Source organism: Caulobacter sp. FW305-C-30-S16 (assembly GCF_058783025.1).
Genome location: NZ_JBYSYH010000001.1, coordinates 1,235,633 through 1,260,580, shown reverse-complemented (window position 1 = coordinate 1,260,580; position 24,948 = coordinate 1,235,633). Strand labels below are relative to the sequence as shown.

The 24,948-nt window shown below is 69.0% G+C and carries 19 protein-coding genes, 1 tRNA gene and 1 pseudogene; 10 read left to right on the top strand and 11 right to left on the bottom strand.

Features of this window, described 5'->3' with window-relative positions:
* Nucleotides 1–34 precede the first annotated feature (34 nt).
* Complete coding sequence (locus tag AC3WJT_RS06235; protein ID WP_492342200.1) at nucleotides 35–1,543, top strand: response regulator; 1,509 nt, start codon at nucleotides 35–37, stop codon at nucleotides 1,541–1,543.
* Between the two features lie 23 nt (nucleotides 1,544–1,566).
* Here the strand turns inward: AC3WJT_RS06235 and AC3WJT_RS06230 are convergent.
* Nucleotides 1,567–1,643: transfer RNA gene (locus tag AC3WJT_RS06230), tRNA-Met, on the bottom strand.
* 123 nt (nucleotides 1,644–1,766) lie between these two features.
* On the opposite strand from AC3WJT_RS06230, the gene AC3WJT_RS06225 reads away from it, so the two are divergent.
* The 3 genes from AC3WJT_RS06225 to AC3WJT_RS06215 are packed head-to-tail and all read left to right on the top strand — an operon-like array spanning nucleotide 1,767 to nucleotide 5,816.
* Entirely contained in the window at nucleotides 1,767–2,795 is a 1,029-nt protein-coding gene (locus AC3WJT_RS06225) for a glycosyltransferase (protein ID WP_492342199.1), read from the top strand.
* Complete coding sequence (gene asnB, locus AC3WJT_RS06220) at nucleotides 2,795–4,570, top strand: asparagine synthase (glutamine-hydrolyzing) (protein WP_492342198.1); 1,776 nt, start codon at nucleotides 2,795–2,797, stop codon at nucleotides 4,568–4,570. Before AC3WJT_RS06225 ends, asnB begins: the two co-directional genes overlap by 1 nt.
* 10 nt (nucleotides 4,571–4,580) lie before the next feature.
* Nucleotides 4,581–5,816, top strand: a complete 1,236-nt coding sequence (locus tag AC3WJT_RS06215; protein WP_492342197.1) for a PQQ-dependent sugar dehydrogenase — start codon at nucleotides 4,581–4,583, stop codon at nucleotides 5,814–5,816.
* 174 nt (nucleotides 5,817–5,990) lie between these two features.
* Here AC3WJT_RS06215 and AC3WJT_RS06210 read toward each other — a convergent pair whose 3' ends face one another.
* Entirely contained in the window at nucleotides 5,991–7,103 is a 1,113-nt protein-coding gene (locus AC3WJT_RS06210; protein WP_492342379.1) for an NAD(P)/FAD-dependent oxidoreductase, read from the bottom strand.
* A gap of 66 nt (nucleotides 7,104–7,169) precedes the next feature.
* On the opposite strand from AC3WJT_RS06210, the gene AC3WJT_RS06205 reads away from it, so the two are divergent.
* A complete protein-coding gene (locus AC3WJT_RS06205) occupies nucleotides 7,170–8,450 on the top strand; it encodes a tetratricopeptide repeat protein (protein WP_492342196.1) in 1,281 nt (426 codons plus the stop codon).
* A gap of 60 nt (nucleotides 8,451–8,510) precedes the next feature.
* On the top strand, nucleotides 8,511–9,269 hold the full coding sequence (locus AC3WJT_RS06200; protein ID WP_492342195.1) for an acyl-homoserine-lactone synthase: 759 nt from the start codon (nucleotides 8,511–8,513) through the stop codon (nucleotides 9,267–9,269).
* Nucleotides 9,270–9,477: 208 nt separating this feature from the next.
* Here the strand turns inward: AC3WJT_RS06200 and AC3WJT_RS06195 are convergent.
* Nucleotides 9,478–12,897 (bottom strand): annotated as a pseudogene (locus tag AC3WJT_RS06195) (indolepyruvate ferredoxin oxidoreductase family protein); the annotation flags it as partial.
* 132 nt (nucleotides 12,898–13,029) lie between these two features.
* Between AC3WJT_RS06195 and AC3WJT_RS06190 the strand changes: the two are divergent.
* Genes AC3WJT_RS06190 through AC3WJT_RS06180 form a run of 3 tightly spaced genes read left to right on the top strand, consistent with a single transcriptional unit; the run spans nucleotide 13,030 to nucleotide 15,696 of the window.
* Complete coding sequence (locus tag AC3WJT_RS06190; protein ID WP_492342194.1) at nucleotides 13,030–13,527, top strand: Lrp/AsnC family transcriptional regulator; 498 nt, start codon at nucleotides 13,030–13,032, stop codon at nucleotides 13,525–13,527.
* Nucleotides 13,508–14,824 (top strand): tetratricopeptide repeat protein, encoded by a 1,317-nt coding sequence (locus tag AC3WJT_RS06185; protein WP_492342193.1) that lies wholly within the window; start codon nucleotides 13,508–13,510, stop codon nucleotides 14,822–14,824. Before AC3WJT_RS06190 ends, AC3WJT_RS06185 begins: the two co-directional genes overlap by 20 nt.
* Before the next feature lie 8 nt (nucleotides 14,825–14,832).
* On the top strand, nucleotides 14,833–15,696 hold the full coding sequence (locus tag AC3WJT_RS06180) for a pirin family protein (protein WP_492342192.1): 864 nt from the start codon (nucleotides 14,833–14,835) through the stop codon (nucleotides 15,694–15,696).
* Nucleotides 15,697–15,703: 7 nt separating this feature from the next.
* On the opposite strand, the gene AC3WJT_RS06175 is transcribed toward AC3WJT_RS06180, so the two are convergent.
* From AC3WJT_RS06175 to uvrC, 3 genes are all read right to left on the bottom strand, one after another.
* Nucleotides 15,704–16,273 (bottom strand): cytochrome b/b6 domain-containing protein, encoded by a 570-nt coding sequence (locus AC3WJT_RS06175; RefSeq protein ID WP_492342378.1) that lies wholly within the window; start codon nucleotides 16,271–16,273, stop codon nucleotides 15,704–15,706.
* Nucleotides 16,274–16,367: 94 nt separating this feature from the next.
* Nucleotides 16,368–17,000, bottom strand: coding sequence for a CDP-diacylglycerol--glycerol-3-phosphate 3-phosphatidyltransferase (gene pgsA / locus AC3WJT_RS06170; protein WP_492342191.1), 633 nt, complete (start codon nucleotides 16,998–17,000; stop codon nucleotides 16,368–16,370).
* Between the two features lie 88 nt (nucleotides 17,001–17,088).
* A complete protein-coding gene (gene uvrC / locus AC3WJT_RS06165; RefSeq protein ID WP_492342190.1) occupies nucleotides 17,089–18,951 on the bottom strand; it encodes an excinuclease ABC subunit UvrC in 1,863 nt (620 codons plus the stop codon).
* Between the two features lie 166 nt (nucleotides 18,952–19,117).
* Here uvrC and AC3WJT_RS06160 point away from each other — a divergent pair, with 166 nt between their 5' ends.
* Complete coding sequence (locus tag AC3WJT_RS06160; RefSeq protein WP_492342189.1) at nucleotides 19,118–19,990, top strand: hypothetical protein; 873 nt, start codon at nucleotides 19,118–19,120, stop codon at nucleotides 19,988–19,990.
* A gap of 243 nt (nucleotides 19,991–20,233) precedes the next feature.
* Here AC3WJT_RS06160 and AC3WJT_RS06155 read toward each other — a convergent pair whose 3' ends face one another.
* The 5 genes from AC3WJT_RS06155 to AC3WJT_RS06135 all read right to left on the bottom strand — a co-directional run bounded on the left by AC3WJT_RS06155 (nucleotide 20,234) and on the right by AC3WJT_RS06135 (nucleotide 24,878).
* A complete protein-coding gene (locus tag AC3WJT_RS06155; protein WP_492342188.1) occupies nucleotides 20,234–20,596 on the bottom strand; it encodes a DUF6559 family protein in 363 nt (120 codons plus the stop codon).
* 2 nt (nucleotides 20,597–20,598) lie between these two features.
* Nucleotides 20,599–21,390: an enoyl-CoA hydratase/isomerase family protein gene (locus AC3WJT_RS06150; RefSeq protein ID WP_492342187.1), complete on the bottom strand. Its 792-nt coding sequence runs from the start codon at nucleotides 21,388–21,390 to the stop codon at nucleotides 20,599–20,601.
* Between the two features lie 310 nt (nucleotides 21,391–21,700).
* Nucleotides 21,701–22,339 (bottom strand): uracil phosphoribosyltransferase, encoded by a 639-nt coding sequence (gene upp, locus AC3WJT_RS06145; protein WP_492342186.1) that lies wholly within the window; start codon nucleotides 22,337–22,339, stop codon nucleotides 21,701–21,703.
* On the bottom strand, nucleotides 22,339–23,526 hold the full coding sequence (locus AC3WJT_RS06140; protein WP_492342185.1) for a DUF1688 family protein: 1,188 nt from the start codon (nucleotides 23,524–23,526) through the stop codon (nucleotides 22,339–22,341). The genes upp and AC3WJT_RS06140 overlap by 1 nt, the downstream gene beginning before the upstream one ends.
* A gap of 95 nt (nucleotides 23,527–23,621) precedes the next feature.
* On the bottom strand, nucleotides 23,622–24,878 hold the full coding sequence (locus AC3WJT_RS06135) for a GTP cyclohydrolase II (protein WP_492342184.1): 1,257 nt from the start codon (nucleotides 24,876–24,878) through the stop codon (nucleotides 23,622–23,624).
* Nucleotides 24,879–24,948 lie beyond the last annotated feature (70 nt).

Genomic DNA, 24,948 nt, shown 5'->3' with positions numbered 1-24,948 from the left:
AGTGAGGATCAATCTGACCCTCACGTGCGGCTTCATGGACACCTTTTCCAGTTTTGTTGATCGCCGTGCGCCGGTCCCCTCGGGGGCCAGTTGCGACACGGCCGCCATGCGCTTCGCCGCCGAGCCCGACGCCGCCGTCCTGGCCGTGGTCGATGGCGAGACACCGGTTGGCCTGGTGAGTCGCGAGGTTGTGCTGTCTCAATCCGACGGCCAGCGCCCGTTGTCCGAGATCATGGATCCGACGCCGGCGATCGCCGACGCGGGTATGACGCCCTGGGGGTTCCTCGAACATCTGCGGGCCACGCGTCCGGACGCGCTGAACCATGGCTTTATCGTTGTCGACCACGGCCGGTATGTCGGCGTCGGCACGCCCGCGACGCTGCTGACGGCCCGTCGCTCGCGCGCCCGGGCGCCGCAGGACCCGACCGCCCTGCTGATCCAGCGGATGAGCGCCGAAGTGCTGCGCCATCTCGACGGAGTCGCCGATTTCGCCGGACGTCTGACGCGCCAGAACCTTCCGCCCGACGCACTGGCCTGCGTGCGGGCGATCACCGAGACCAGCGAAGACCTGACCTCGCTCATGCGGCGTGCCGTCGATCTGCACGAAGCCGACCTCGGCGTCCTCACCTTCCACCCGCACCCGGTTCAACTGCAGACGGTGATGGACACGGTCGACGCCCGCTGGAAGCAGCGTGCGGCCGACAGCGGACTGACGCTGCTGACCGCCTTCGACGGCGATCCCGAAGACGTCGCCGACATCGACGAAGCCCGCCTGCTGCAGGTGTTCGACGCGCTGATCTTCCGCGCCCTCAGCGAAACGCGGCGCGGCGCCATCGAGGCGACCCTCAAGGTGCGCCCGACCGCCGACGGACTGATCCTCGAAGGTCGCGTGCGCGACGCCGGCAGCGCGACCAGCGCCGAGCGTCTGGCGCGCATTTTCGAGCCCGTCGACGCCAGCGAAGCCCGGGGTGAGGGCCTGTCGGTCAGCCTCGGCATGGCGCTGGCCAGCCGCATCAGCATCGCCGCCGGCGGCGTGATCCGCGCCGAATCAAACGCCGGCGCCGGCCTGACGGTGGTGTTCGAGTTCATCGCCCGCCAGTCGCAGACCGCCGCGGCCGCCGCCGCCGCCCAGGACCAGGCCCCCTCGCACGCGGCCCACATCCTGATTGTCGACGACAACGCCACCAACCGGATGGTCGCCGAGGCGCTGTGCGAGATGTTCGACTGCACGTCCGAACAGGCCGTCGATGGTGTCGAGGCGCTGGACGCCGTTCAGGCCCGTCGCTTCGACCTGATCCTGATGGACATCAAGATGCCGCGCATGGACGGGGTCGCCGCGACGCGGGCCATCCGCGCCCTGCCCGGCCCGGTCGGCCGCACCCCGATCATCGCCCTGACCGCCAACGCCGATCCCGAGGACGTGCGCGGCTATCTGGAAGCGGGCATGAACGACGTCGTCGAAAAGCCGATCAAGGCCGAGCGGATGCTGGTGGCGCTGCAGGCGGCGCTCGACGGCGCCGACGATCAGTCGGCAGCCGCCTAAGCCGTTCATTTATCGGGGAAAAGTGGTAGCTGGGGGCGGGATCGAACCGCCGACCTGTGGGTTATGAATCCACCGCTCTAACCATCTGAGCTACCCAGCCACACGCGACGGCAAATCAATCCGCGAGCGCGAGAGGCGGCCTTATACGGGCGCATCGGTTCCGCTTCAAGAGCGCGTCATGCGGCTTGGGAAAGCGCCGCTGTCCAGCTAGGTTCCAGACCACATGAGCGTGCTTCATCTGCTCGGGTCCGGGGGCGACGGCGGCGCCGAGACCTACTTCGTCGACCTCGTCACGGCCCTGCATCGCGCGGGGGTGGCGGAGGCATGCGCGATCCGCCGCCACGCCGCCCGGACGACCGCCCTCGCCGAGGCCGGCGTCGTCTCCCAGACCTTCGGCTTCGGCGGCCCGCTGGACATCTTTACCCGCCCCCGGATCGCCACCTGGGGCCGGCGGATGGACGCCCGGGTGATCGTCGCCTGGATGAACCGGGCGGGGCGGCACACGCCCGCCGGCCCGTGGAAGCGGATCGGCAGGCTGGGCGGCTACTACAGCCTGAAATACTACCGCGGCTTCGACCATCTGGTCGGCAATACGCGCGACATCGTCGACTGGGTGATCGGCCAGGGGTGGCCCGCCGACCGCGTCAGCTACATCCCCAACTTCGCCGGCGGGCCGGACGAGGACGCGCCGGTCAGCCGGGCCAGCCTCGACACACCGGAGGACGTCCCGCTGCTGCTGGGCATGGGCCGGCTGCACGACGCCAAGGCGCATGACGTCAGCCTCAAGGCGCTGACGCAGATCCCTGGGGCGTATCTCTGGATCGCCGGCGCCGGTCCGCTGGAGGGCAAGCTGAAGGCCATGGCCGGCGCGCTGGGCGTGGCCGACCGCGTGCGGTTCCTCGGCTGGCGGCAGGACGCCTCGGCCCTCTATCGCGCGGCGGACGTCTGCCTGTTTCCCTCGCGGTTTGAACCGCTCGGCAATGTGGTCATCCAGGCCTGGGCCAATGGTCTGCCGGTCGTGGCCGCCAACAGCCAGGGGCCGGGCGCGCTGATCCGCGACGGACAGGACGGCTTCCTCGTGCCCGTCGACGACGCCGACGCGCTGGCGGAGCGGACGCGGGCGCTGCTTGCCGATCCGATGCTCGGCATCCGGCTGATCCAGAACGGCCATGCGCGGGTCGAGGCCGAGTTCTCACAGGACGCCGTGGTCGCCGAATGGCGCCGCCTGTTCTCCCGCCTGGGTGAAGCCTGATGTGCGGCATCGCGGGCATCCTGGGGGTCACCGACCCGGCGCAGGCCGAACGCGACGTGCGGGCGATGATCGAGCGCATCGCCCATCGCGGCCCGAACGGCATTCGGGTGGAGAGCGGACCCGGCTGGTGCGTCGCCCACGCGCGGCTGTCGATCATCGACCTCGAAGGCGGCTGGCAGCCCCTGCACGCCGCCGGCTCGACGGTCATCGGCAACGGCGAGATCTACAACTACCTGGAGCTGGCCGAGGAATTTGGACTTCGGGACAAGCTGTCGACGGGCTCGGATTTCGAACCCCTGCTGCACATCTACGCGCTGGAAGGCGAGAAGGCCTTCGAGCGGCTGCGCGGGATGTACGCGTTCTGCTTCATCGGGTTCGACGGGCGGACGTGGCTGGTCAGGGACGGGTTCGGGATCAAGCCGCTGTATGTCACCCAGCGCGGCCAAGGCACGGCCTTTGCGTCCGAGCTCAGGGCTCTACCCGGCATAGCGCCGACGACGCTCGAAGGCGCCTCGGCCAACAATGCGGCCGAAGTCCTGGCGTTGGGCTATGGGATCACCGGTCCCCAAACAGCGGAGAACGCTACCCGCCTTCGCCCGTTCGAGGGTTTCGAGATAGAGGCAGACTGTGGACTCATTGGCTTCCGAACCGGCAGCTTGCTCTTCGAACCCTCAAGCCTGGGCTTCGCTCGCAAGCCACCGCCAACTTCCACCCGCGGCAGCGAGAGCCAGCTGCTTGATCGCCTGGATGCCGTCCTCGAAGACAGCGTAAAGGTCCATCAACGGTCGGATGTGCCCTACGGCCTGTTCCTGTCCGGCGGCATCGACAGTAGCGCTATCGCCACCCTGATGAGCCGGCTGAATGCACGGCCGGTCACCGCCTTCACCTGCGGCTTTGACGCGCCCGAGGCCCGGGATGAGCGTGGGCAGGCAGAAAAGGTCGCCAATGCTCTGAACCTCGACTGGCGCGAGACCACGTTCGGCGAGGACGACTTCTGGCGGATAGCGCCACAGGTGGCGAAATTCCTCGATGATCCGACCACCGACTACGCCTGCCTGCCGACCTACAAGCTGGCGGAGGCGGCGAAGGGGACCCTGACAGTGGTGCTGAGCGGCGAAGGCGGGGACGAGCTGTTCGGCGGCTATGGCCGCTATCGCCGAGCTCTGCGGCCGTCTTGGCTGGGTGGCCGTCCCGCCGAACCGCAGATCGACGCGCAGTTCCTGAAGGACCGCGGCGCCGACGCCTTGGACAACTGGCGCGTTGAGAGCGCACCCCCACCCAACCTCACCCGCCTCCAGCAGGCCCAGTACGCCGACATCGTCACCTGGCTGCCGAACGACCTGCTGCTCAAGCTCGACAGGATGCTGATGGCGCATGGCCTCGAAGGCCGGACGCCGTTCCTCGACAAGGAAGTCGCGGCGTTCGCGTTCAACCTGCCGGACCGCATGAAGGTGCGGGGGAAGTACGGCAAGTACATCCTGCGCAAGTGGCTGGAGCGGCATTGCCCGGCGGCCGAGCCGTGGGCGAAGAAGAAGGGCTTCACCGTGCCGGTGGCCAGCTGGATCGCGCCGCGCGCCGGCGATCTGGGCCCGCGCATCGCCGGTGTGAAGGCCGTGGCCGAGATCTGCGACGTCGACGCCGTCCGGGCAGTCTTCACCGATGAAAAGCAGGCGCACAACCGCTGGCCGCTGATGTTCTTCGCCCTATGGTCATTGATCCACCTCGAAGGCGCGGAACCGCCCGCCGCCCTCGCGGCTTTGCTCGGTGACGCCTAGGAGATTCGCCATGCGCCCTGCCCCGCTCGCCCTCGCCGCCCTGCTGCTCGCCGCCTGCGGAGGGCAGCCGTCGGGCGCCCAGACTACCGGGACGGGGACCGCGCCCGGCCAGCCGCTGGAGACCCGCCCGGCCAACGGCGCGAAGCAGACGCCGGCTTTCGCCGGTCAGACCCGCGCGCCGCTGGTCACGCGCGGCGTCGCCTTTGACATCCAGACGGTCGCGACCGGGCTCGACAAGCCGTGGGCGATGGCCTGGCTGCCAGACGGGCGGATGCTGGTCACCGAGCGGCCGGGCAACCTGCGGATCGTGGCGAAGGACGGAACGCTGTCGGCGCCCGTCGCGGGCCTGCCGAAGGTCGACGCGCGCGGTCAAGGCGGCCTTCTGGACGTCGCCCTGTCGCCGACGTTCGCCACCGACGGCCTGGTCTACTGGACCTATGCCGAGCCGCGCGAAGGCGGCAACGGCACGGCGGCGGCGCACGGCCGGCTGGTGCTCGACGGCGCGACCGCCAGGGTCGAGGCCGTACAGGTCATCTGGCGCATGCTGCCGACGCTGGACTCGGTTCAGCACTTCGGCAGCCGGCTGGCGTTCTCGCCGGACGGCTTCCTGTTCATCACCACGGGCGAGCGCTCGATCCTGCCGGGCCGCGTTCAGGCGCAGGACCTCAAGTCCTCGTTCGGCAAGGTGATCCGCATCTATCCCGACGGCGCGGTCCCGAAGGACAACCCGTTCGCGGCGGTCAGCGAGGCGATCAAGAGCATCTGGTCCTACGGCCACCGCAACCTGCAGTCCGCCGCCTTCAACCCCTGGACCGGCCAGCTCTGGACCGTCGAACACGGCGCGAAGGGCGGCGACGAGCTGAACATTCCCAAGGCCGGCAAGGACTACGGCTGGCCGACCATCACCTATGGCGTGGAATACTCCGGCCAGCCGATCGGCGACGGGATCACGGCGAAGGCCGGCATGGAGCAGCCGATCTACTACTGGGATCCGGTCATCGCGCCCTCGGGCATGGCCTTCTATGACGCGGCGCTGTTCCCGGCCTGGAAGGGCAGCCTGTTCATCGGCGGCCTGAGCAGCAAGAAGCTCGTCCGCCTGACCCTCGACGGCGACCGCGTGGTCGGCGAGGAATGGCTGCTGCAGGACCTCGGCCAGCGCATCCGCGACGTGCGCGTCGGGCCGGACGGGGCGGTCTATGTGGCGACGGATGACGGGCGGGTGCTGAGGCTGGTTCCGAAGGGCTGATCCGGGCTGCGTGGTTCGAGACGCTCGGCTGAGGCCTCGCTCCTCACCATGACGACCACTTGCGCACCCTGTTCGTCATCCTGAGGAGCGATCCCTCAGGATCGCGTCTCGAAGGACGCGCGGCGGACGTTCGCGCCGGCCCCTCCACCACGCTCCGCGTGGTCCCCCTCCCCGCTACGCGGAGAGGATCGCTGCCGTTTCTTCCCCGATCGCCAGGGAACTCGTCAGGCCCGGGCTTTCGATGCCGAACATGGCCACCAGGCCCGGGACGCCGTGCACGGCCTCGCCGTCGAGGCGGAAGTCGGGTTGAGGCTCGTCGGGACCGTGGATCTTGGGGCGCAGGCCGGCGTAGTCCGGGGACAGGTGATCCTCCGGCACAGCAGGCCAGAACTTGCGGATATAGGCCGCGAACACGGCCGCCTTGGCCGGATCGACGGAGTAATCCTCGGTGGGCACGAACTCGAGATCGGGTCCGAACACCGCCTGGCCGCCGAGGTCCTTGCGGTAGTGGGTGCCGAGCGCCCCGTGGATCGGCGGCGGATAGATCAGGCGGCTGAAGGGCGCCTTGCCCTGCAGGCGGAAGTAGACGCCCTTGCCGAAGTGGCGTGCGGGGATGCGGTCGGCCGGAAGGCCCTCGATCAGGGCCGCGACGTGCTGGGCGCCCAGGCCGGCGGCCGTCACAAGCTTGCGCACCGTCAGGGTCGTCGGCGCCTCGCCGCCCGCACGGACCGTGAAGCCGCCGCCCGGCAACGGGGTCGCACCCTCGAAGGGGGTCGCGGTCACCACCACCCCGCCGGCCGCCTCGATCTCGCCGACCAGGGCGTTCATGTAGCCGTGGCTGTCGAACACGCCGCTCTCGGGCGAGAGCAGCGCCATGTCGCATTTGAGGCCGGGCTCCATCGCCATGGCGGCGGCGCCCGTCAGCCGCTCCATCCCCTCGACGTCGTTGATCCGCGCCTGCTCGAGGATGGCGTCCAGCCGCTCCACTTCGGCTTCGCCGTTGGCAACGACGAGCTTGCCGCATTTGCGGTAGTCGACGTGATGCGTGTCGAGAAAGGCGTAGAGCCGCCGGCGGCCCTCGACGCAGAACCGCGCCTTCAGGGAGCCGGTCGGATAGTAGAGCCCGGCGTGAATGACCTCGGAGTTGCGCGAGGAAACGCCCTGGCCGATGGCCCGCTCCTTCTCCAGCACCACGACGGACAGGCCGCGTTTTGCCAGCGCATGGCCGGTGGCCAGACCCACCGCGCCGGCGCCGACCACCAAGGCGTCGAAGTCGAACTCGCTCATGCCCAAGGCGTAGACCACGGCGGCCCGTCAGGCCAAGCTGTCATTTCCGGACACAGCGAGAGACTCATGGCCTTCGATATCGCCACGCCCCAACGGCCGACCGGCGCCAGCGCGGCGGCGCTCGATCTGTATGAAACGGTGCTGGCCGGTCATCAGTGCTTCATCGGCGAACCGGTGCGCGGCCTGCGCGCGGCGCTGGCCGACAGTCCGGACTTCGTCATGGCCCGGGTGTTTCTGGGCTACCTGCACGCGGCGGGGACGGACGCCTTCACCCTCCCCGTCGCTCTGGATTGCCATGCCAGGGCGCTGGCCCTGCCGGCCAATGACCGCGAGGCCGGGCATGTGGCGGCGCTCGGCCATATGGCGCGGGGCGAGATCGCGGCGGCGGCGCAGGTGCTGGCGAACGTCTCGGCGGCGTACCCGCGCGACGCCCTGGCGCTGCAGATCGGCCAGCTGCTGGACTTCCTGCAGGGCGACGCGCGGCGGTTGCGCGACCGGATCGGCGCGGCGCTGCCGCACTGGGACGAGACCATGCCCGGCTATCACGCTGTGCTGGGCCTGCACGCCTTCGGGCTGGAGGAGACGGGCCACTACGCGGCGGCCGAGGCGACGGGGCGGCGAGCCATCGACCTGGAGCCCCGCAACGGCTGGGCGCAGCATGCAGTCGCCCATGTGCTGGAGATGCAGGACCGGCGCGAGGAAGGCGTGGCCTGGATGCGCGACGACCTCGCCCGCTGGACCGGGGACAGCTATTTCCAGGTGCACAACTGGTGGCACCTGGCGCTGTTCCACCTGGGTCTTGGCGACACCGACGCGGTGCTGGCGCTGTATGACGATCCGATCTGGGGCGACCGGTCGGAGCTGGCCTACAACATGGTCGACGCCTCCGCCCTGCTCTGGCGGCTGCACCTGCAGGGCGTGGATGTGGGGGATCGCTGGGACGTACTGGCGGACACGTGGGCGCCCGCGGTGGCGGAGAGTCTCTACGCTTTCAACGACGCCCATGCGGCCATGGCCTTCGTCGGCGCGGGCCGGACGGATGCCCTGGCGAGCCTGCGGGAGGCGCAGCGGCGGGCAATGGCGCGGCCGGGCGACAACGCCGCCTTCACCGCTGTCGGCGAGCCCGTGGTGCGCGGGCTGGCGGCCTTCGGCGAGGGCGACTGGCGCGGCGCAATCGACGCGCTGGGTCCGGTCCGGGCGACGGCGCACCGGTTCGGCGGCAGTCACGCCCAGCGCGACATCATCGACCTGACACTGATGGAAGCCGCGCGGCGTGCGGGCGACGGGGTGCTCGTATCGGCGGTCGAGGCTGATCGAGCGAGCGCACGGTTGCGTGCGATAGATTAACATCTTATAGTTGTTTTTGCGGGACTGACACGGTCGGGTGGGCTTGAGGAGACTCGGGCCGTGATCCTGTTGCTCAACGCCGCCAACCGGGACGCCTTCCCGGCGCTGATGGACGACATGTTCCGCATCCGCCACGAGGTGTTCGTCGACCTCAAGGGCTGGGAGGAACTGCGCCGGCCGGACGGGCGCGAGACCGACCCGTGGGACCGGCCGGACAGCCTCTATCTGCTCGCCGTCGAGGACGGCCGGGTGATGGGCGGGGCGCGCTTCACAGGCGGCGAGGCGCCGTCGCTGGCGGGCGAGATCCTGCCGGAACTGTTCGCAGACGCCCCGACGCTGGATGAGGACGTGATGGAGATGAGCCGGCTGTTCGCCCGCTCGGTCGCCGCCGCGCGCGATCTGCTCAGCCCGGTGATCAGCGAGGTGCTGGTCGCCGCCGCCGAACTGCAGCGGATCGTCGGCGGACGCGGCGCCCTGACGATCATGGAACTGCGGCTGGCGCAGTCGCTGCTGGCCTGGGGCGGCCATCCCGAGCCGCTGGGTTTGCCCAAGCGGACGCGGGACGGGGTGCTGATCGGGGTGATGAGCCACGCCACCGCGCTGGCCGCCCGCAACCTGCGCCGGGCGCGCGGCCTGACCGGGCCGGCGGTCTGGTGGGCGGACGGGCCAGAGTTTGCGCCGGTGCGCTACGCCGACGTGCTGCGCGTGGACCCTGTGGAGCCGGACTGGTCACCGCCGGCGGGGCTCACGCCCCTGGAGCGGGCGCACATGACGCCGCATGCCCTGGCGGAGGCCTACTGGAGGGGGAGGCTGGGTTGAGGCGAGACCGCCCCGATGTCTTGACGGCCAGTGTTGCTCCGGCGACGGCCCTGCTCAAGGTCGACCGTCCGGGGCGCATCATTCCATCAAGGCCAAAGGGCAGCCGCCATCATGACGGCGGGGACATGTACCGAAGGTACGTGCCCCCCAATCGAGGTGACCAGGGGACTTAGGGGACACGCACCTGCGGTACATGTCCCCGTGCAGCCTACCCCCACTGCGCCCAGAGCGCCGCTTCATCCGCCTTGGCCACCTTCACGGCGGCTTCCTTGATGTGGCCGTACCCGCGGATCTGTTGCGGCACGGCGGCGATGCGGGCGGCGAGCGGGAGGCGTTCGGCGGTCAGCCCGGCGAGGATCATGTCCAGCTGGGCCTCGTAGGAGACGATCAGGCCACGCTCCATCCGGCGCTCTTCTGTCATGCCGAAGATGTCCAGCGGACCGCCGCGCAGGCCCTTCATCCGGGTCAGCATCGGGAAGACCAGGTCGATCATCCAGCCCCCGAGGGCGATCTTCTTCGGCTTGCCGTCCGGCCCCTTGGGCGCGATCAGCGGCGGGCTCATCCAGACCTTGACCTTGCCGCCCTTGAAGGTGCCCGCCAGCTCCGAGGCGAAGCGGCCGTCGGTGTAGAGCCGCGCGACCTCATACTCGTCCTTGTAGGCCATCAGCTTGTAGAGGTTGGTCGCCACCGCGCGGGTCAGGGCGTCGCCGCCCAGCACCGTCTCGGCCGCCTTCACCTGCGCCACCCGCTTCGCATACCGATCCGCGTAGGCAGCGTTCTGGTAGGCCGTCAGCTCGGCCGTCCGCTTCGCGATCAGATCGTCCAGCGGCATCGTCTCCGGCGTGGCGACGTTGTCCTCGGTCTGTCCCTTGAACTCCGGGTCCATCGCCGCCTTCCGGCCGACCTCGAACGCCTGGAGGTTGGACTCATAGTCCACGCCGTTGAGCTTGATCGCCCGGTAGATGGCGCGGCTGGAGATCGGGATCACGCCCTTCTGCCAGGTGAAGCCCAGCATGATCATGTTGGCGTAGATACCGTCGCCCAGCTTGTGCTCGGCCAGCGCCTGCGACGGGCAGGCGTCGTAGCTCTTCGTCGCCGCGGCGACCTTGCGGGCCATGCCGGCCGTATCGAACCGGACATCGCGGTTGGTGACGAAGTCGGCCGTCGGCGAGAAGTCGGCGTTGCCGAAGGCGCGGGTGGTCTTCTTGGAGAACAGCGCCAGGCCTTCCGGGCTGGCGGCCACCAGCAGGTCACAGGCGATCAGCACGTCGGTCGACGCCGCCGGCACGCGGCCGCCAACCACGGTGTCCTCGCGCTCGCCGATCTTGACGTGGCTGAACACCGAACCGCCCTTCTGGGCCAGGCCGGTCATGTCAACCACGCTGGCGGCGCGGCCGTCGACGTGGGCGGCCATGGCCAGGATCGAGGCGACGGTGGTCACGCCCGTCCCGCCGATCCCGGTGAACAGGATGCGGCGCACGCCGACCAGCGGCTCGAACTCGGGCAGCGGGGTCGCATCCGCCGTCAGGGCGGCCATCTTCTCCCGCGTGGCGTTCTCCGCGCCCTCGAGGGTGATGAACGAGGGGCAGAAGCCGTCGACGCAGCTGTAGTCCTGGTTACAGGTCGACTGGTTGATCTTGCGCTTGCGGCCGAACTCGGTGTTCAGCGGCTCGACCGAGACGCAGTTGGACTTGACCGAACAGTCGCCGCAGCCTTCGCAGACCAGCGGGTTGATGAAGACGCGGCGCGGGGCCTTCTCCATCGTGCCGCGCTTGCGGCGACGGCGCTTCTCGGTGGCGCAGGTCTGATCGTAGAGCAGCACCGTCACGCCCGGCGTGTCGCGCAGCATGCGCTGGACCTTCATCAGGTCGGAGCGCGGGAAGACCTCGACGCCCGGGGCCAGGTCGGTGACGCCCGCGTAGCGCTCCAGCTCATCGACGACGACGACGGTCCTGGTGATGCCTTCGCTGGCCAGCTGGCGGGTGATCTGGGCCGGAGTGAAGCCGCTCTCGGCCGCCTGGCCGCCGGTCATGGCGACCGCGTCATTGAAGAGCAGCTTGTAGGTGATGTTGGCGCCGGCCGCGATCGCCGCGCGGATCGCCAGCGAGCCGGAGTGGTTGTAGGTGCCGTCGCCAAGGTTCTGGAAGACGTGCTTCTCGGTCGTGAACGGCGCGGCGCCGACCCAGGTCAGGCCCTCGCCGCCCATGTGGGTGTTGAGGTCGGTCGAGGGGTCGTTGAACCCGGCCATGTAGTGGCAGCCGATGCCGGCCAGGGCGCGACTGCCTTCCGGCAGGCGGGTCGAGGTGTTGTGCGGGCAACCCGAACAGAAGAAGGGCTTGCGCTGCTGGTCGCTGGCCAGGGTCACGGCGGCCATGGAGGCGGCGGAGACCTTGTCGAGATAGGCCTGCGCCCGCTCGCGGTGCGGACCATCCGGCAGGTAGTTGTAGAGGTCCAGCGCGATGGCCGCGACGGTCAGGGAGCCGGTCTGTTCCATCAGCGGCCGGCCGTTCTCGTCCTTCTTGCCGATGATCTTCGGGCGGGCGTGGGCGGGCAGGTCATAGAGGGCGGCGCGGGCCTGGTCCTCGATCAGCGGCCGCTTGTGCTCGATGCACATCAGCGTCTCGAGCCCGGCGGCGAAGGCGCGCAGGCCCTGCGGCTCCAGCGGCCAGGGCATGCCGACCTTGTAGATCGAGACGCCGAGCGCGGCGGCCTCCGCGAGGCTGAGATCCATGGCCTGGAAGGCTTCCAGCACGTCCTTGTAGGCCTGGCCTGAGCAGACGATGCCGAGACGCGGGCGCGGGGCGGCCAGGGCCACCCGGTCGATGCCGTTGGCGCGGGCGAAGGCCAGGGCGGCGGGGATGCGGTAGTTGCGGAGCCGCAGCTCCTTGTCCATCGGCTGGTCCTTGGCCCGGATATGCAGGCCGCCCGGCGGCAGGGCGAAGTTCTCGGGGACCACGTGCCTGTGGCGGTCGAGCGAGACATCGATGGTCACGCCGCTGTCCATGGTGTCGGCCAGCGCGATCAGACCGATCCACAGGCCGCTGAAGCGCGACATGGACAGGCCGAGCAGGCCGTAGTCGAGCACCTCCTGGACGTCGGCCGGCGAGAGCACCGGCATCTCGAAGTCCTGGAAGGCGTACTCGGACTGCGACGGCAGGGTCGAGGACTTGCAGTTGTGGTCGTCGCCGGCCACCGCGATGACGCCGCCCTTCGGCGTCGTGCCGGCGAAGTTGGCGTGCTTGAAGACGTCGCCCGTGCGGTCGACGCCGGGGGCCTTGCCGTACCACATGGCGCTGACGCCGTCGTACTTCGCGCCCGGGAACAGGTTGGCCTGCTGGCTGCCCCAGACCGCCGTCGCGGCCAGGTCCTCGTTGAGGCCTTCCTTGAAGACGATCTCATGACTGGTGAGCAGCTTGCGCGCCCGGCCTGCCTGCTGGTCCAGCCCGCCGAGGGGCGAACCGCGATAGCCGGAAACGAACCCTGCCGTATTCAGCCCGTCACGCAGATCGAGGCGTCGACGGTCGAGCATGACACGGATCAATGCCTGCACGCCGGTTATGAACGCCCGGCCGTTTTCGAGCAGATATTTGTCGTCCAGCGTCACATTGTCGTGGCGCATTGAAAAATCTTTCCTGTGGCGGGCTCGGTTCGGCTTGCAAGATCATATAAGCACGGCGAAATTGCTTGCCAAAGCCGTGCCCCATTCACCGTGCTGTTCGGCACGATCGGCGCGCGGAATGGCGTATTGGGGGAAAAAGGTTTGGCCGAGCAGCTCGACGCGGTTGACGCAAAGATTCTCGATCTCATCCAGCACGACGCGAGCCTGTCGGTTGCGGAGATCGCCGAGCGCGTGGGCCTCAGCTCCAGCCCCTGCTGGCGACGGATCAAACGGCTGGAGGACGCCGGCATCATTCAGCGCCGGGTGACCATCCTCGATCGCGAGCAACTGGGCCTCGGCTTCGAGGTCTATTGCACCGTGAAACTCTCCCTGCCGACCAAGGAGAACCTCGAACAGTTCGAGACCAATGTCGTGAAGTGGGCCGAAGTCGTGCAATGCGCCACCGTCACCGGCGCCGCGGACTATGAGCTGCGGGTGATCACGCGCGACATGCACGCCTTCGACGACTTCCTGCGCGACAAGATCCTGTCGCTGGGCCTGGTCTCCAACATCGAGAGCCGCATCGTCATCCGCGGCGTGAAGAACACCACCGCCGTGCCGCTCGGGATGGTCAGCCCCTATGTCAGTCCGCACGGCTAGCCGCATCGCGGCGGCCCTGGCCGTCCTGATCCTGACGACCGCCGGGGCGCCGGCCCGGAGTCGACTGGAGCAGTACTTCCATCTGCGCCAGGAAGCGGCGAAGGCGGCCCAGGCCAATGACCTGACCAAGGCCGAGACCCTGTTCGAGCAGGCGCTGGCCCTCTACCCGACAGCGCCCGGCTCTTTCATCCGCCTCGCGCGGGTCGAGGTCGCGGCCGGCAAGCCGCAGGAGGCCATCGCCCATCTCGCCGCCTATGCCCGGCTGGGGCTGGTCTGGGACGTCGCCGGCGACCCGGTGCTCAAGGCCCTGGTCGCCGATCCCGCGTTCGCGCCGATCGCCGCGCGGCTGGCCGAGAACGCCAACCCCGTGGGCGAGGTCACTCAGATCGCGACCCTTGGACCGGCCGGCGCGGTCAACGAAGGCGTTGCACCCGGCGGCGGCGGCTGGCTCGTCAGCGCGGTCGCCGGACGCTCGATCATTCGCGTCGGCGGGGCCGAACGCGCCGACTATCTGAAGCCCGACGCGGACACCGGCGGGCTGTTCGGCCTGGCGACCGACGTTCGCCGCGGCGTCGTGTGGGCGGCGGAGGCGAGCGGGCCCGGAATTCCCGGATCCAGCGGCCCCAGGCGCACCGGTCTGCTCAAGCTGTCGCTTCAGGACGGCAAGGTCCTGGCCCGCTTTTCCGTCCCCGACGACGGCCTGGAGCATCAGCTCGGCGACGTCACGGTCGCCGACGACGGCACGGTCTATGCCTCCGACAGCCTTGGGGCGGTGATCTATCGCCTGAAGCCGGACGCGGCGCGTCTGGAGCCCTTTCTGCGGACGAAGGAGATGGCTTCGCCGCAGGGCATGGCCATCTGCCGGGAAGCCGACGCCATGGTCATCGCCGACTATTCCACCGGCCTGCATCGGCTGGACCTCAAGACGGGAGCGTTGACCTGGATCGGCGGGCTTCGCGCGGCGCTGGCCGGGACGGACGGGCTTGTCGCGGTCGCGCACGACTTCGGCATGCGCAGCGCATCGCCCAATCCCGTGGGCATGGTGGCCGTGCAGAACGGCGTCTCGCCCCAGCGTCTGATGTTCCTGCGCCTCAGTCCCGACTGCGACGAGCTGGAGGACGCCACGGTGCTGGCCGCCAATCTGCCGCAGACCGAGGATCTGACACTCGGAGTGGACGGCGGGGGCCGGGTGCTGTTCATCGGTTCGAGCGGCTGGGCCGACCGCGACGGCGACGGAAAACTTACCACCGACACGCCCCGCACCGCCGGACTGTTCAGCGTTCCCCTTCCCCGATAGGCGCCCCGATGATCGACCTTGTCCTTGACCAGCACCGGCGCGACCTCGGCGGGTTCGAGGTGGGCCGCGTCCTGCCCCAGGCGGCGCGGCGGATGGTCGGCCCGTTCATCTTCTTCGACCGCATGGGACCGGCGGACTTCCAGCCCGGGTTCCCGCGCAGCGTCGACGTGCGGCCCCATCCGCATATCGGCCTGTCGACCCTGAGCTACCTGTTCGACGGCGCCATGACCCATCGCGACAGCGTCGGCTCGGACATCGTGATCAAGCCGGGCGAGGTGAACTGGATGACCGCCGGCAGCGGTATCACCCACTCCGAGCGGTTCGAGGACCTGCGCGAGCACGGCGGGCGGATGGACGGCATCCAGACGTGGCTGGCCCTGCCCAACGAGGCCGAGGAGACCGCGCCGGCCTTTTCGCACCATGCCGGCAATGACGACCTGCCGTTCTATGCGGGCGACGGGATGACGGCGCGGCTGGTCGCCGGCTCGGCGTTTGGCGCCAAGGCGACCGTGCCGGTGTTCTCGCCGCTGTTCTATGTGCACTGGGAACTGCAGGCGGGCGTCACCGCCGGGCTGCCGGCCGAGTATCCCGAGCGGGCGGCCTATGTCGCCAAAGGCAGCATCGAGGTGGACAACCGGACGATCAACGAAGGCCAGATGGTCGTCTTCGCGCCCGGCCAGACCGTGCCGGTCAAGGCCCTGACGGCGGCCAGCGTGATCCTGATCGGCGGCGAGCCGGTCGGCGAGCGGTTCATCGACTGGAACTTCGTCTCGTCCAGCAAGGACCGCATCGAGCAGGCCAAGGCCGACTGGCGCGCCGGCCGGATGAAGCTGCCCGACCTGGACGACGGCGAGTTCATCCCGCTGCCCTGATGCGCGGTCAGGCCGCTGGCTTGCGGGGCTCGACAAACAGCATGAACCGCGCGACCGGCCGTTTGAAGACGATCAGATAGGCGACGTGAGCGCCGACCAGAGCCATCAGCAGGTTGCCGAGCAACTCATGCGCCTCGCCCAGCGGGCCTTCTTCCTCTTCCTCTTCCTCGCCTTCGCCTTCATCGGCGTCCGCGTCATCGCGGGCTTCGACACTCCGGCTCGCCGGCGCCGAGGCCGAGGCCGAGGCCGGTGATTGAGACAGGCCGAACGATCGGCCGCCATCCATCGCGATGCCCGTTCCCGTTGCGCCAACCAGGGTGACGGCGATGCTCATCAGGAGCACCCGGCTTATGACCGGGTGCGCGAACAGGTTATCGAGCTTCAGTCCATGAAACTCGGGATAGAAGCGCGAAAGCCCCAGCTGTCGCGCGCCCGTCAGGACCAGCAGCAGCCGGACCAGGATCATCACGCCGACCCCGTAGCCTAGCCAAAGGTGCAGGCGTCCCCATTCGGGGCTGAAGAAGGCCAGGATGACAATGAGGGCGAGAACGGCGTGGTACAGCCGCAAGCGATGCATGGCGGACACGGAGGCTTCCTGACCGGGGCAGATCCGGAGGGCCGGCCCCTGACCACTCCATCGGCGATACCGGCGCCGTTGGCCATGATCCAGATCAGGCCGTCTTCAGCGCCTTGCGCGCAGCCAGCGCGTACTCGACGCCGGTCCAGATCGTCACGGCCACTGCCAGCCAGAGCACGATATCGGCGGCCATGGTGGCGCGCTGGGCCAGGACAGGCTCGCGGGGCAGGCCCCAGGCGATCCAGCCGCCGACGAACAGCTGGGCGCCGAGCGCCAGCAGCTGCAGCGTCGTCTTCCACTTGGCCAGCAGGGTCACCGGCAGGGTCAGGCCCTTCGGCGCCAGCGTCTCGCGCAGCGCGCTGACCGCGAACTCCCGGAACAGGATCAGACCGCCGGCGAGGCCGACCATCCACGACCCAAGGACCGCCAGGCCGACCACGGCGCCGGCGACCAGCACCTTGTCGGCGATCGGATCGAGGATCGCGCCGAGCGTGCTCTCGACCTGCAGCTTGCGGGCCAGCCAGCCGTCGAAGAAGTCGGTGATCGCCGCGATGGCGAAGCCCCAGAAGGCGGTGAAGTAGAAGCCGGTCTGCACCAGCTGCGGATCGAGGCCCGTCGACACCAGCCACAGGATGATCGGCTGCGAGGCCAGGCCCAGCATCGCGAGGAAGACCACCAGGGTCAGAACCAGCCGCAGACCGGTGATGATGTTCGGAAGATGTTTCATGCAGGGGTGACTAGCGGGTTTTATCCCAACGGCCAATGCTCCCCCACGTTTGTGGGAGCTGTCGCGCGGAGCGTGACTTAGGGGAGGATCATTTCCGGAAGTAGTCGTGGATCCGCTGGGCCAGCGGCTCGCTGACGCCGTCGACCTTCATCAGGTCGCCGACTGTCGCCTTGCCGACCTCGCGGGCGGAGCCGAAGGCATGCAGCAGGGCGCGCTTGCGGCCGGGGCCGATGCCGTCGATCTCGTCGAGCGGGTTCTTCTTCATGTCCATCGAGCGGCGCGTGCGGTGCGCGCCGATGGCGAAGTGGTGCGCCTCGTCGCGCAGGCGCTGGAGATAGTAGAGCACCGGCGATTTCGGCTCGAGCATGAAGGGCGTCTTGCCCGGCATGAAGAACCGCTCCAGCCCTGCGTCGCGGTCCGGCCCCTTGGCCACGCCGACCACGGCGATGTCGTCGACGCCGAGGTCGGCCATCACCTCCAGCACCGCGTCCAGCTGGCCCTTGCCGCCGTCGATCAGCACCAGGTCGGGGCGGGCGCTGTCATCGCCCTCCTCCTCTTCCTTGACCAGCCTGGCGAAGCGGCGCCGCAGCACCTCCTTCATCATCCCGTAGTCGTCGCCGGGGGTGAGCTCGGTCCCCTTGATGTTGAACTTGCGGTACTGGTTCTTCTGGAAGCCGTCGGGCCCGGCCACGATCATGCCGCCGACCGCATTGGTGCCCTGGATGTGGCTGTTGTCGTAGACCTCGATCCGCTCGGGCGGGGTATCGAGCCCGAACGCCTCGGCGACGCCGGTCAGCAGTTTTCCCTGGGCGGAGCTCTCGGCCATCTTGCGGCCGAGCGCCTCGCGGGCGTTGTTGACCGCCTGGTCGACCAGCTGCTTCTTCTCGCCGCGCTTGGGCTGCACGATCTCGATCTTCCGGCCGCCCTTCATGCTGAAGGCCTCGGCGAACAGTTCGTGCTCGAACGGCTGGACGTTGACGAGGATCGACCGGGGGATCGGCCGATCGTCGTAGAACTGGCCCAGAAACGCGCTCATCACCTCCGCGTCGCTGTCGCTCTTGTCGACCCGCGGGAAGTAGGCGCGGTTGCCCCAGTTCTGGCCGGCGCGGAAGAAGAACACCTGGACGCAGGCCTGGCCGCCCTCGGCGAACAGGGCGAACACGTCGGCCTCGTCGACCGTCTCGGGATTGACCTGGGTCTCCTGGGCCACCGACGACAGGGCGCGGATCCGGTCGCGCAGGCGGGCGGCGCGCTCGAACTCCAGGTCATCGGACGCGGCCTGCATCGCCTCGGACATGCGCTGCATCACGGCCCGGCTCTTGCCGCGCAGGAAGGCCTCGGACTCCTCGACCAGCTTGGCGTAGTCGTCCAGCGCGATCAGACCGGTGCAGGGCGCGGCGCAGCGCTTGATCTGGTGCAGCATGCAGGGCCGGGTGCGGCTGTCGTAGACGCTGTCGGAACAGGACCGCAGCAGGAACGCCTTCTGCAGGGTGTTGAGCGTGCGGTTGACCGCCCCGGCCGAGGCAAACGGGCCGAAGTAGTCGCCCTTGATCGTGTGCGCGCCGCGATGCTTGCGCAGCTGCGGCGCGGCATGATCGCGGCGGATGACGATCTCGGGGAAGCTCTTGTCGTCGCGCAACAGCACGTTGAAGCGCGGCTTCATCTGCTTGATCAGGTTGATCTCGAGCAGCAGGGCGTCGGTCTCGGTCCGCGTCGAGACGAACTCCATCGACCGGGTCAGGTCGACCATGTGGGCGATGCGGTTCGTATGGAACCGGCCCTGGGCGTACTGGATCACCCGCTTCTTAAGCGAGCGCGCCTTGCCGACATAGAGCACCTCCCCGCCCTCGCCGATCATCCGGTACACGCCCGGCGCGTCAGGCAGCCGTTTGGCGTGGTCCGCGATCAGGGCGGCGCCGGTCAGGGGGATGTCGGAGGGCGTGTCGGTCACGGGGAGAGATATAGGGGAGTCGGGGGGCGTTGGCGCGGGGGTGTTGGCAGCAACCTGTGCACCCGTCTCCCTGCGGCACGAGGCGATTGACGAAGCACGGCTGGATGACCGAGTCTTGCTGGCGTGCCCGCATAGATCAGGGCGGAACGGCGCGTGAGGGGACGTTATGAATCAAGGCTCGCTGGGGTCGCCGGGTCCACACCGTCTCCGTCACCGCCTCCGGCCAAAGCTCGCCGCGGCGCTGGTGCTGGGCGTCTGCGCCGCCACGGTGACCGCACCGCCAGCGGCCGCCCGCGCCGGCTCGGCCTGCCGCGTCGAGTTCACCCGGATTTCGACGGTCCAGTTCAACCCGGCTCTGGGCCTGTCGGGCGTGATCATCCAGGGATCTCACAATTACGACGCGACGACCCGGACGGGCGGATCGCGGACGACCGGCTTCGAGGTGCTTGATAGCGACGGCTTCCTGACCCTCATCATCCTGCTGAACGAATGGCGGGTGACGGGGCTGCTGAAGGCCAACCAGACCACCGCCGTGACCGTGCGCCGGGCCGACCTGGTGCTGGCGATGGAGGGGGCCGAACGGGCGGCCAAATTTCACGGCGCCGTGCTCAAGAAGGCCAACACGGACACCCCCGCGCCGGCCAATCTGGAGGACGTTCGTCGCTTGCTGGCGCTCAAGCTGTCCGGCTTCCAGATCCTTGCGGACGGGCTGCGCCCGCTGCTGGCCAATTCCCAAGGCGCGCAATCGGTTTCGGTTCCCGCGGGGTTCATGGCGAACCGGGCCGGCGCCCTGATCGACCGCCTGATCCCGCCCGGCGAATCGATGATGGTCCAGTACCTCGACAGGCCAACGGGGGCGACGCCGAGTGTCTACTGTTCGGACAAGGCGGCCAGCACCCTCATCGGCCAGCTGCTGTGCGGCTATCGCTTCTCGACCCTGGAGGCGCGAACCCCGGCTCTCTGCCCGCAAGGCCTGTCTCTGGCGGCGCTATCGTCCGCCCCGCGCTGCAAACGGGTTGGCAGCGCGGACCAGTGCTAGCGGGAGGCGTCGGCGGCTAAAGCCATGCCTCTCCCCCGTGGAGAGGGAGAAGCGCTTCAATCTCTTGCAGGCCAGCCTGCCGGTCGGGACCGATCAGTCAAGGACCGCCCTCCGGGCGGCCGCGGGCGGCGGCGCGGCGCGCCGTCCTTGAGTGATCGGTCCCGACCGGCGAACGTCGTCGCATGAGATGAAGGGAGGAGTGTGGGGCGGTGACAAGCGGCTATCGATTGTTCAATGCGCCCTTCAACTGCCCATCCAGTGCCTGTTCATCGCCTCTTGGTCAGAGATCGGCTGTTTGAGGTAGGCGACCCATGAGCCACCGGGCAGCGCCTTCGTGAAGAGCTCGCGCGCTTGCGGGTACGGCAGGCCCGAACCGCTGGGCATGTTCGCCAGAAAGTCTGCTTCGGACAACAGGCCAGCATAGGCGATGACGTCATGCCGGCCATCCAGCTTGCCTGATCGGAGCGCGGTGCGAACCTGCCCGACGGTATAGCTTTCCGAAGCGCCCCAGCCTTTGATCATCAAAGGCGGTAGCACTCTTGCGAAACGCCTGGCGGCACGGCGACGCCCGGCGGATACAATCCAGATAGCGACGCGGTGAAACATCCCTACCGCCCCTTCCACTCCGCCTTGCGCTTCTCGCCCCAGGCGGCGACGCCTTCGCGGCGGTCTTCGGTGGGGGTGAGTTCGTTGTAGGCGGCCAGTTCGACGGCGGTGGCCTCCGCGCCTGAGAGGACGGCGGTGTCGCGAACGACGCGGCGGATGTTGCGGACCGAGAGCGGGGCATTGGCGCCGATGCGTTTGGCGAGGTCGATCGCCTCGGGCAGCAGGCCGGCGGGGTTCCAGACGGCGTTGATCACGCCCCACTCATGCCCCTGCGCCGCCGTGAACGGATCGCCGGTCAGCAGAATCTCGCGCGCCCGCCGCTCGCCCGCCGCCCGGACCAGGTTCTGCACCCCGCCGAGCCCGGGCATGATGCCCAGCTTGACCTCCGGCAGGGCGAACCGCGCGGTGTCGGCGGCGTAGATCAGGTCGCAGTTCAGGGCGATCTCGAACCCGCCGCCGTAGGCCGCGCCGTTCACCGCGCAGATCACCGGAACCGGCAGGGCGACCAGGGCGTCGCGCATGGTCTCGAACAGAACGTGCTGGGCCTTCCACTGCGCGTCGGTCATGCCGTCGCGCTCCTTCAGGTCGGCGCCGGCGCAGAAGATTTTTTCGCCCGCCCCGGTCAGGACGATGGCGCGTGTGGCGCCGGGCTGGGCGAGGTCGGTCCAGAGGGCGAGGAGCTCCTCGGCCATCCGTGTGGACAGGGAGTTGCCGGCCGCCGGGCGATTGAGGGTGACGACCAGCACGCCCTCGGCGGGGGTGTCGGTGAGCAGGGTTTCGAAGGCTTCGTTCATGGGGGGAGGCTAGCGACCCCACCGCCTACTGTCATCCCGGACGGTCCGTAGGGCCGATCCGGGACCCAGAGTGGGGTTCAGCCGAATCTGGGTCCCGGCTCTCCGCTGCGCTTCGGCCGGGGTGACAGTCTTTGGCGTACTGATGACAAAGAGCCCTGAAGAGCTTGATGGAATTCTCCACTCCGGGCGTCGGCCTTGGTCAAGGACCGCTTCGCGGCCGCGGAGCGGCGGCCCGGAGGGCCGTCCTTGACCAAGGTCGTCGCCGGAGCAAGCTGGCCGTCAAGACATCAGGGCGTGGTCTGCCTTGAGGTTACCGCGTCCCGTACAACCGGTCCCCGGCGTCCCCCAGCCCCGGCAGGATGAACCCGCGCTCGTCGAGCGTGCGATCAATCGCCGCCGTCCAGATCGGCACGTCGGGGTGGTCGCCGCGCAGGGCTTCGATGCCCTCCGGACAGGTCAGGATGCAGACGAACCGCAGGTCGCGGGCGCCTTCCTCCTTCAGCCGGTCGACGGCGGCGCGGGCCGTTACGCCCGTAGCCAGCAGCGGGTTAATGACGATGACCTGGCGCTCGGCCATGGTCTCGGGGACCTTGAGATAATACTCGACCGCCGCCTTCGTGCCCGGGTCGCGGTAGAGGCCGATGTGGGCGACGCGGGCCGACGGGACGAGCGTCAGCATGCCCTCGAGCATTCCCTCCCCGGCCCGCAGGATCGGTGCGAAGACCAGCTTCTTGCCGGCGATTTCGGGCGCGGTCGTGGTCTCCAGGGGCGTTTCGACCGCACGGTCGGTCAGCGCCAGATCACGGGTCACCTCGTAGCAGAGCAGGGTCGAGATCTCCCGCATCAGCTCACGGAAGGTCTTGGTCGAGGTCGTCTTGTCGCGCATGCGGGTCAGCTTGTGCTGCACCAGCGGGTGATCGACGACGGTGACGCCGGAGAAGGTGCGCATCAGAAGACGGTCCCGTCGCTGGTGATGGTCAGGGGCGGTCCGCCCCCCTCGCGTCGGTCCCGGGCAAGCACCCGACCCGCGGCCCAGGTGCCGCCTTCGAGCACGCGGGCCAGCGGGAAGTCCGCCTCGGCCACGCCCAGCCGCTCGCGGACCAGCGGGGCGATCCGGTCGAGCAGGGCCACGGTGAGGGAGCGCCAGCCGACCACCAGCGGGTCGCCGACGGCGTGGGTGCGACCCATGTCGGCGGGGTCCTTGAGCACCATCACGCTGTCGTCGATGAACAGGCCGCCGTTGCGATATTCGGCCAGGCCCGTCAGGCCATCGAGGCTGTGGACGGTGATCCCTGCCTCTTCCAGCGGCTCGATCAGGCTGTAGGCCAGCCATTGCGAGAGCTTGTGGATCGGAACCAGCCCGTCGGTCGCGTCGTCGCGCTTCATCGCCGGATGGCGCCAGCAGTCGCCGAGCGGCACGCCGCCGAGCGTCAGCCGGTTCTCCCAGATCGGGCCGAGTTTCTCGAGCAGCACCTCGAGGATCACCGGCGCCGGCAGGCGTCCCTCCGTTGCGCGCGCCGCCATGACGTCGAACAGGTCGCCGGGCCGGCCGACCGCCGCGCCCAGACGCCGGAGCAGCGCCGCGCGGCCTTCCAGCCCGATCAGCGGGTTGGCGTCGGTGACCTGGAACGCCTCGGCGAGCGTCGCAGCGGTCAGGCCAGCCAGACCGTCCGCACACGGACTGTCTCCGCTCGCGGACAATATGCCTGACTGGAACAACCGCAGACTGGCGACGCCGAGGCCTTCCGATCGGCGGGTTTCGGTGCAGGTCGGCGCGTCGAGGAACCGCCAGCCAGGGCCCGCGCCCGCGTCGAGCAGCACCGAGGTGATCGCCAGATCGAAGGCGGCGCGGGCCTTCGCGTTCGCGTCCGGCCAGTCCGTTGTCGCGGCCATCTCGGCCCACAGGTCGCGACCGCCGACAACAAAGTGCCGCCAGCGCGCGTGGAACGGCACCTGCAGCGTCGGGTACTGCGCACGGATCACGCCGGCAACGATGTCGGCCGTGGCCGGCAGCCGCGCCAGATCCACGCGCCAGTCGCTCAGGCCGTCGGCCTCGGCGATGGCCAGCATCTCATGCGCCCGCTCGCGCACGGCGGCGGCGGAGAGGAGGGTGCGGGCGGCGGCGATGTCAGTCATGGGCAAACCCGGGGACATGTACCGAAGGTACGTGTCCCCTAATCGAGCAGAACCGTTTGGGGGACACGTACCTTCGGGACATGTCCCCGGCGGCGTTAAAACTCCCCAAGATCGCGTCCCACGGTCTTCTTCAGGTCTTCGGCCGAGGGCGCGCCTTCGGGGGTGAAGTATCCGGCGGCCTTCTTGGCCTCCATCTCCACGCTGGCGTCGTCCGGGATCAGGTAGTCGGGGATCGGCACGCGCTCACCGATAGTCAGGCCGCCTTCAACCAGGGCGTCGTGCTTCATGTTCGACATCGAGACGAACCGGTCGATGTGCTTGATCCCCAGCCAGTGCAGGACATCCGGCATCAGCTGCTGGAAGCGGGCGTCCTGGACCCCCGCGACGCATTCGGTGCGCTCGAAATAGGTCGCCGCCTGGTCGCCGCCCGGCTGGCGCTTGCGGGCGTTGTAGACGAGGAACTTGGTCACCTCGCCGAGCGCCCGGCCTTCCTTTCGATTGTAGACGATCAGGCCGGCGCCGCCGTTCTGGGCCTCGCGGACGGCCTCCTCGATCCCGTGGATCAGGTACGGGCGGCAGGTGCAGATATCGGAACCGAACACGTCGCTGCCGTTGCACTCGTCATGCACGCGGCAGGTCAGGCGGCGGTTCGGGTCGGCGATCGCCGCCGGGTCGCCGAAGATGTAGAGGGTGATGCCGCCGATCGGGGGCAGGAACACCTTGATGTCCGGCCGGGTGACCAGCTCGGGGTACATGCCGCCGGTCTGTTCGAACAGGGTGCGGCGCAGGGTGGTCTCGTCGACCTCAAACCGCTCGGCGATGCCCGGCAGGTACCAGACCGGGTCCAGCGCGGCCTTGGTCACGGCCACATCGCGGGTCTCGTGGACCACCGTGCCGTCGATCTTCAGCCGGCCGGCGTCGATGGCGTCGCTGATTTCCGGCAGTGTCAGCCGGGCCTTGGTGATGGCGATGGTCGGCCGGATGTCGACGCCCTCGGCCACCTCGCCGGCGAAGTCCTGCTGGATGCGGTGACCCCAGGGGTCGAGCGAGACGATCTTGTGCGGATCCGCCCACTGACCAAACGGCCCGACGTCGACGACGGGAGCGGTGTCGGTGAGGTCCGGCCGGACCAGCGGGTTCAGGGCGCCCGACGCGATCGCCAGGCTGCGATAGATGGAATAGGCGCCGCCGTGGGCGCCGATGGCGTTCCGGTCGCTGCCGGCGTTGACGGTGGCGACCACCGGCCCGCGCTCGCGGGCCGTGGCGGCGCCCCAGGTCAGGGGAAAACGGGTGGGCGCGCCTGATCCCGGGTGGGAAGTCAGACGGATGTGGCCTTGACGGTTTACGGACATTGGCAGCTCGCGCGCGCTCGGCGCCTCCAGAATCGAAAAGGCCCCTCCCGGTTTTCGCCGGCGAGGAGCC

Coding starts and splice junctions, on each gene's coding strand:
- AC3WJT_RS06235 (WP_492342200.1), top strand. CDS start 35: ATGGACACCTTTTCCAGTTTTGTTGATCGCCGTGCGCCGGTCCCCTCG.
- AC3WJT_RS06225 (WP_492342199.1), top strand. CDS start 1,767: ATGAGCGTGCTTCATCTGCTCGGGTCCGGGGGCGACGGCGGCGCCGAG.
- asnB (WP_492342198.1), top strand. CDS start 2,795: ATGTGCGGCATCGCGGGCATCCTGGGGGTCACCGACCCGGCGCAGGCC.
- AC3WJT_RS06215 (WP_492342197.1), top strand. CDS start 4,581: ATGCGCCCTGCCCCGCTCGCCCTCGCCGCCCTGCTGCTCGCCGCCTGC.
- AC3WJT_RS06210 (WP_492342379.1), bottom strand. CDS start 7,103: ATGAGCGAGTTCGACTTCGACGCCTTGGTGGTCGGCGCCGGCGCGGTG.
- AC3WJT_RS06205 (WP_492342196.1), top strand. CDS start 7,170: ATGGCCTTCGATATCGCCACGCCCCAACGGCCGACCGGCGCCAGCGCG.
- AC3WJT_RS06185 (WP_492342193.1), top strand. CDS start 13,508: ATGTCAGTCCGCACGGCTAGCCGCATCGCGGCGGCCCTGGCCGTCCTG.
- AC3WJT_RS06180 (WP_492342192.1), top strand. CDS start 14,833: ATGATCGACCTTGTCCTTGACCAGCACCGGCGCGACCTCGGCGGGTTC.
- AC3WJT_RS06175 (WP_492342378.1), bottom strand. CDS start 16,273: ATGCATCGCTTGCGGCTGTACCACGCCGTTCTCGCCCTCATTGTCATC.
- pgsA (WP_492342191.1), bottom strand. CDS start 17,000: ATGAAACATCTTCCGAACATCATCACCGGTCTGCGGCTGGTTCTGACC.
- AC3WJT_RS06160 (WP_492342189.1), top strand. CDS start 19,118: ATGAATCAAGGCTCGCTGGGGTCGCCGGGTCCACACCGTCTCCGTCAC.
- AC3WJT_RS06155 (WP_492342188.1), bottom strand. CDS start 20,596: ATGTTTCACCGCGTCGCTATCTGGATTGTATCCGCCGGGCGTCGCCGT.
- AC3WJT_RS06150 (WP_492342187.1), bottom strand. CDS start 21,390: ATGAACGAAGCCTTCGAAACCCTGCTCACCGACACCCCCGCCGAGGGC.
- upp (WP_492342186.1), bottom strand. CDS start 22,339: ATGCGCACCTTCTCCGGCGTCACCGTCGTCGATCACCCGCTGGTGCAG.
- AC3WJT_RS06140 (WP_492342185.1), bottom strand. CDS start 23,526: ATGACTGACATCGCCGCCGCCCGCACCCTCCTCTCCGCCGCCGCCGTG.
- AC3WJT_RS06135 (WP_492342184.1), bottom strand. CDS start 24,878: ATGTCCGTAAACCGTCAAGGCCACATCCGTCTGACTTCCCACCCGGGA.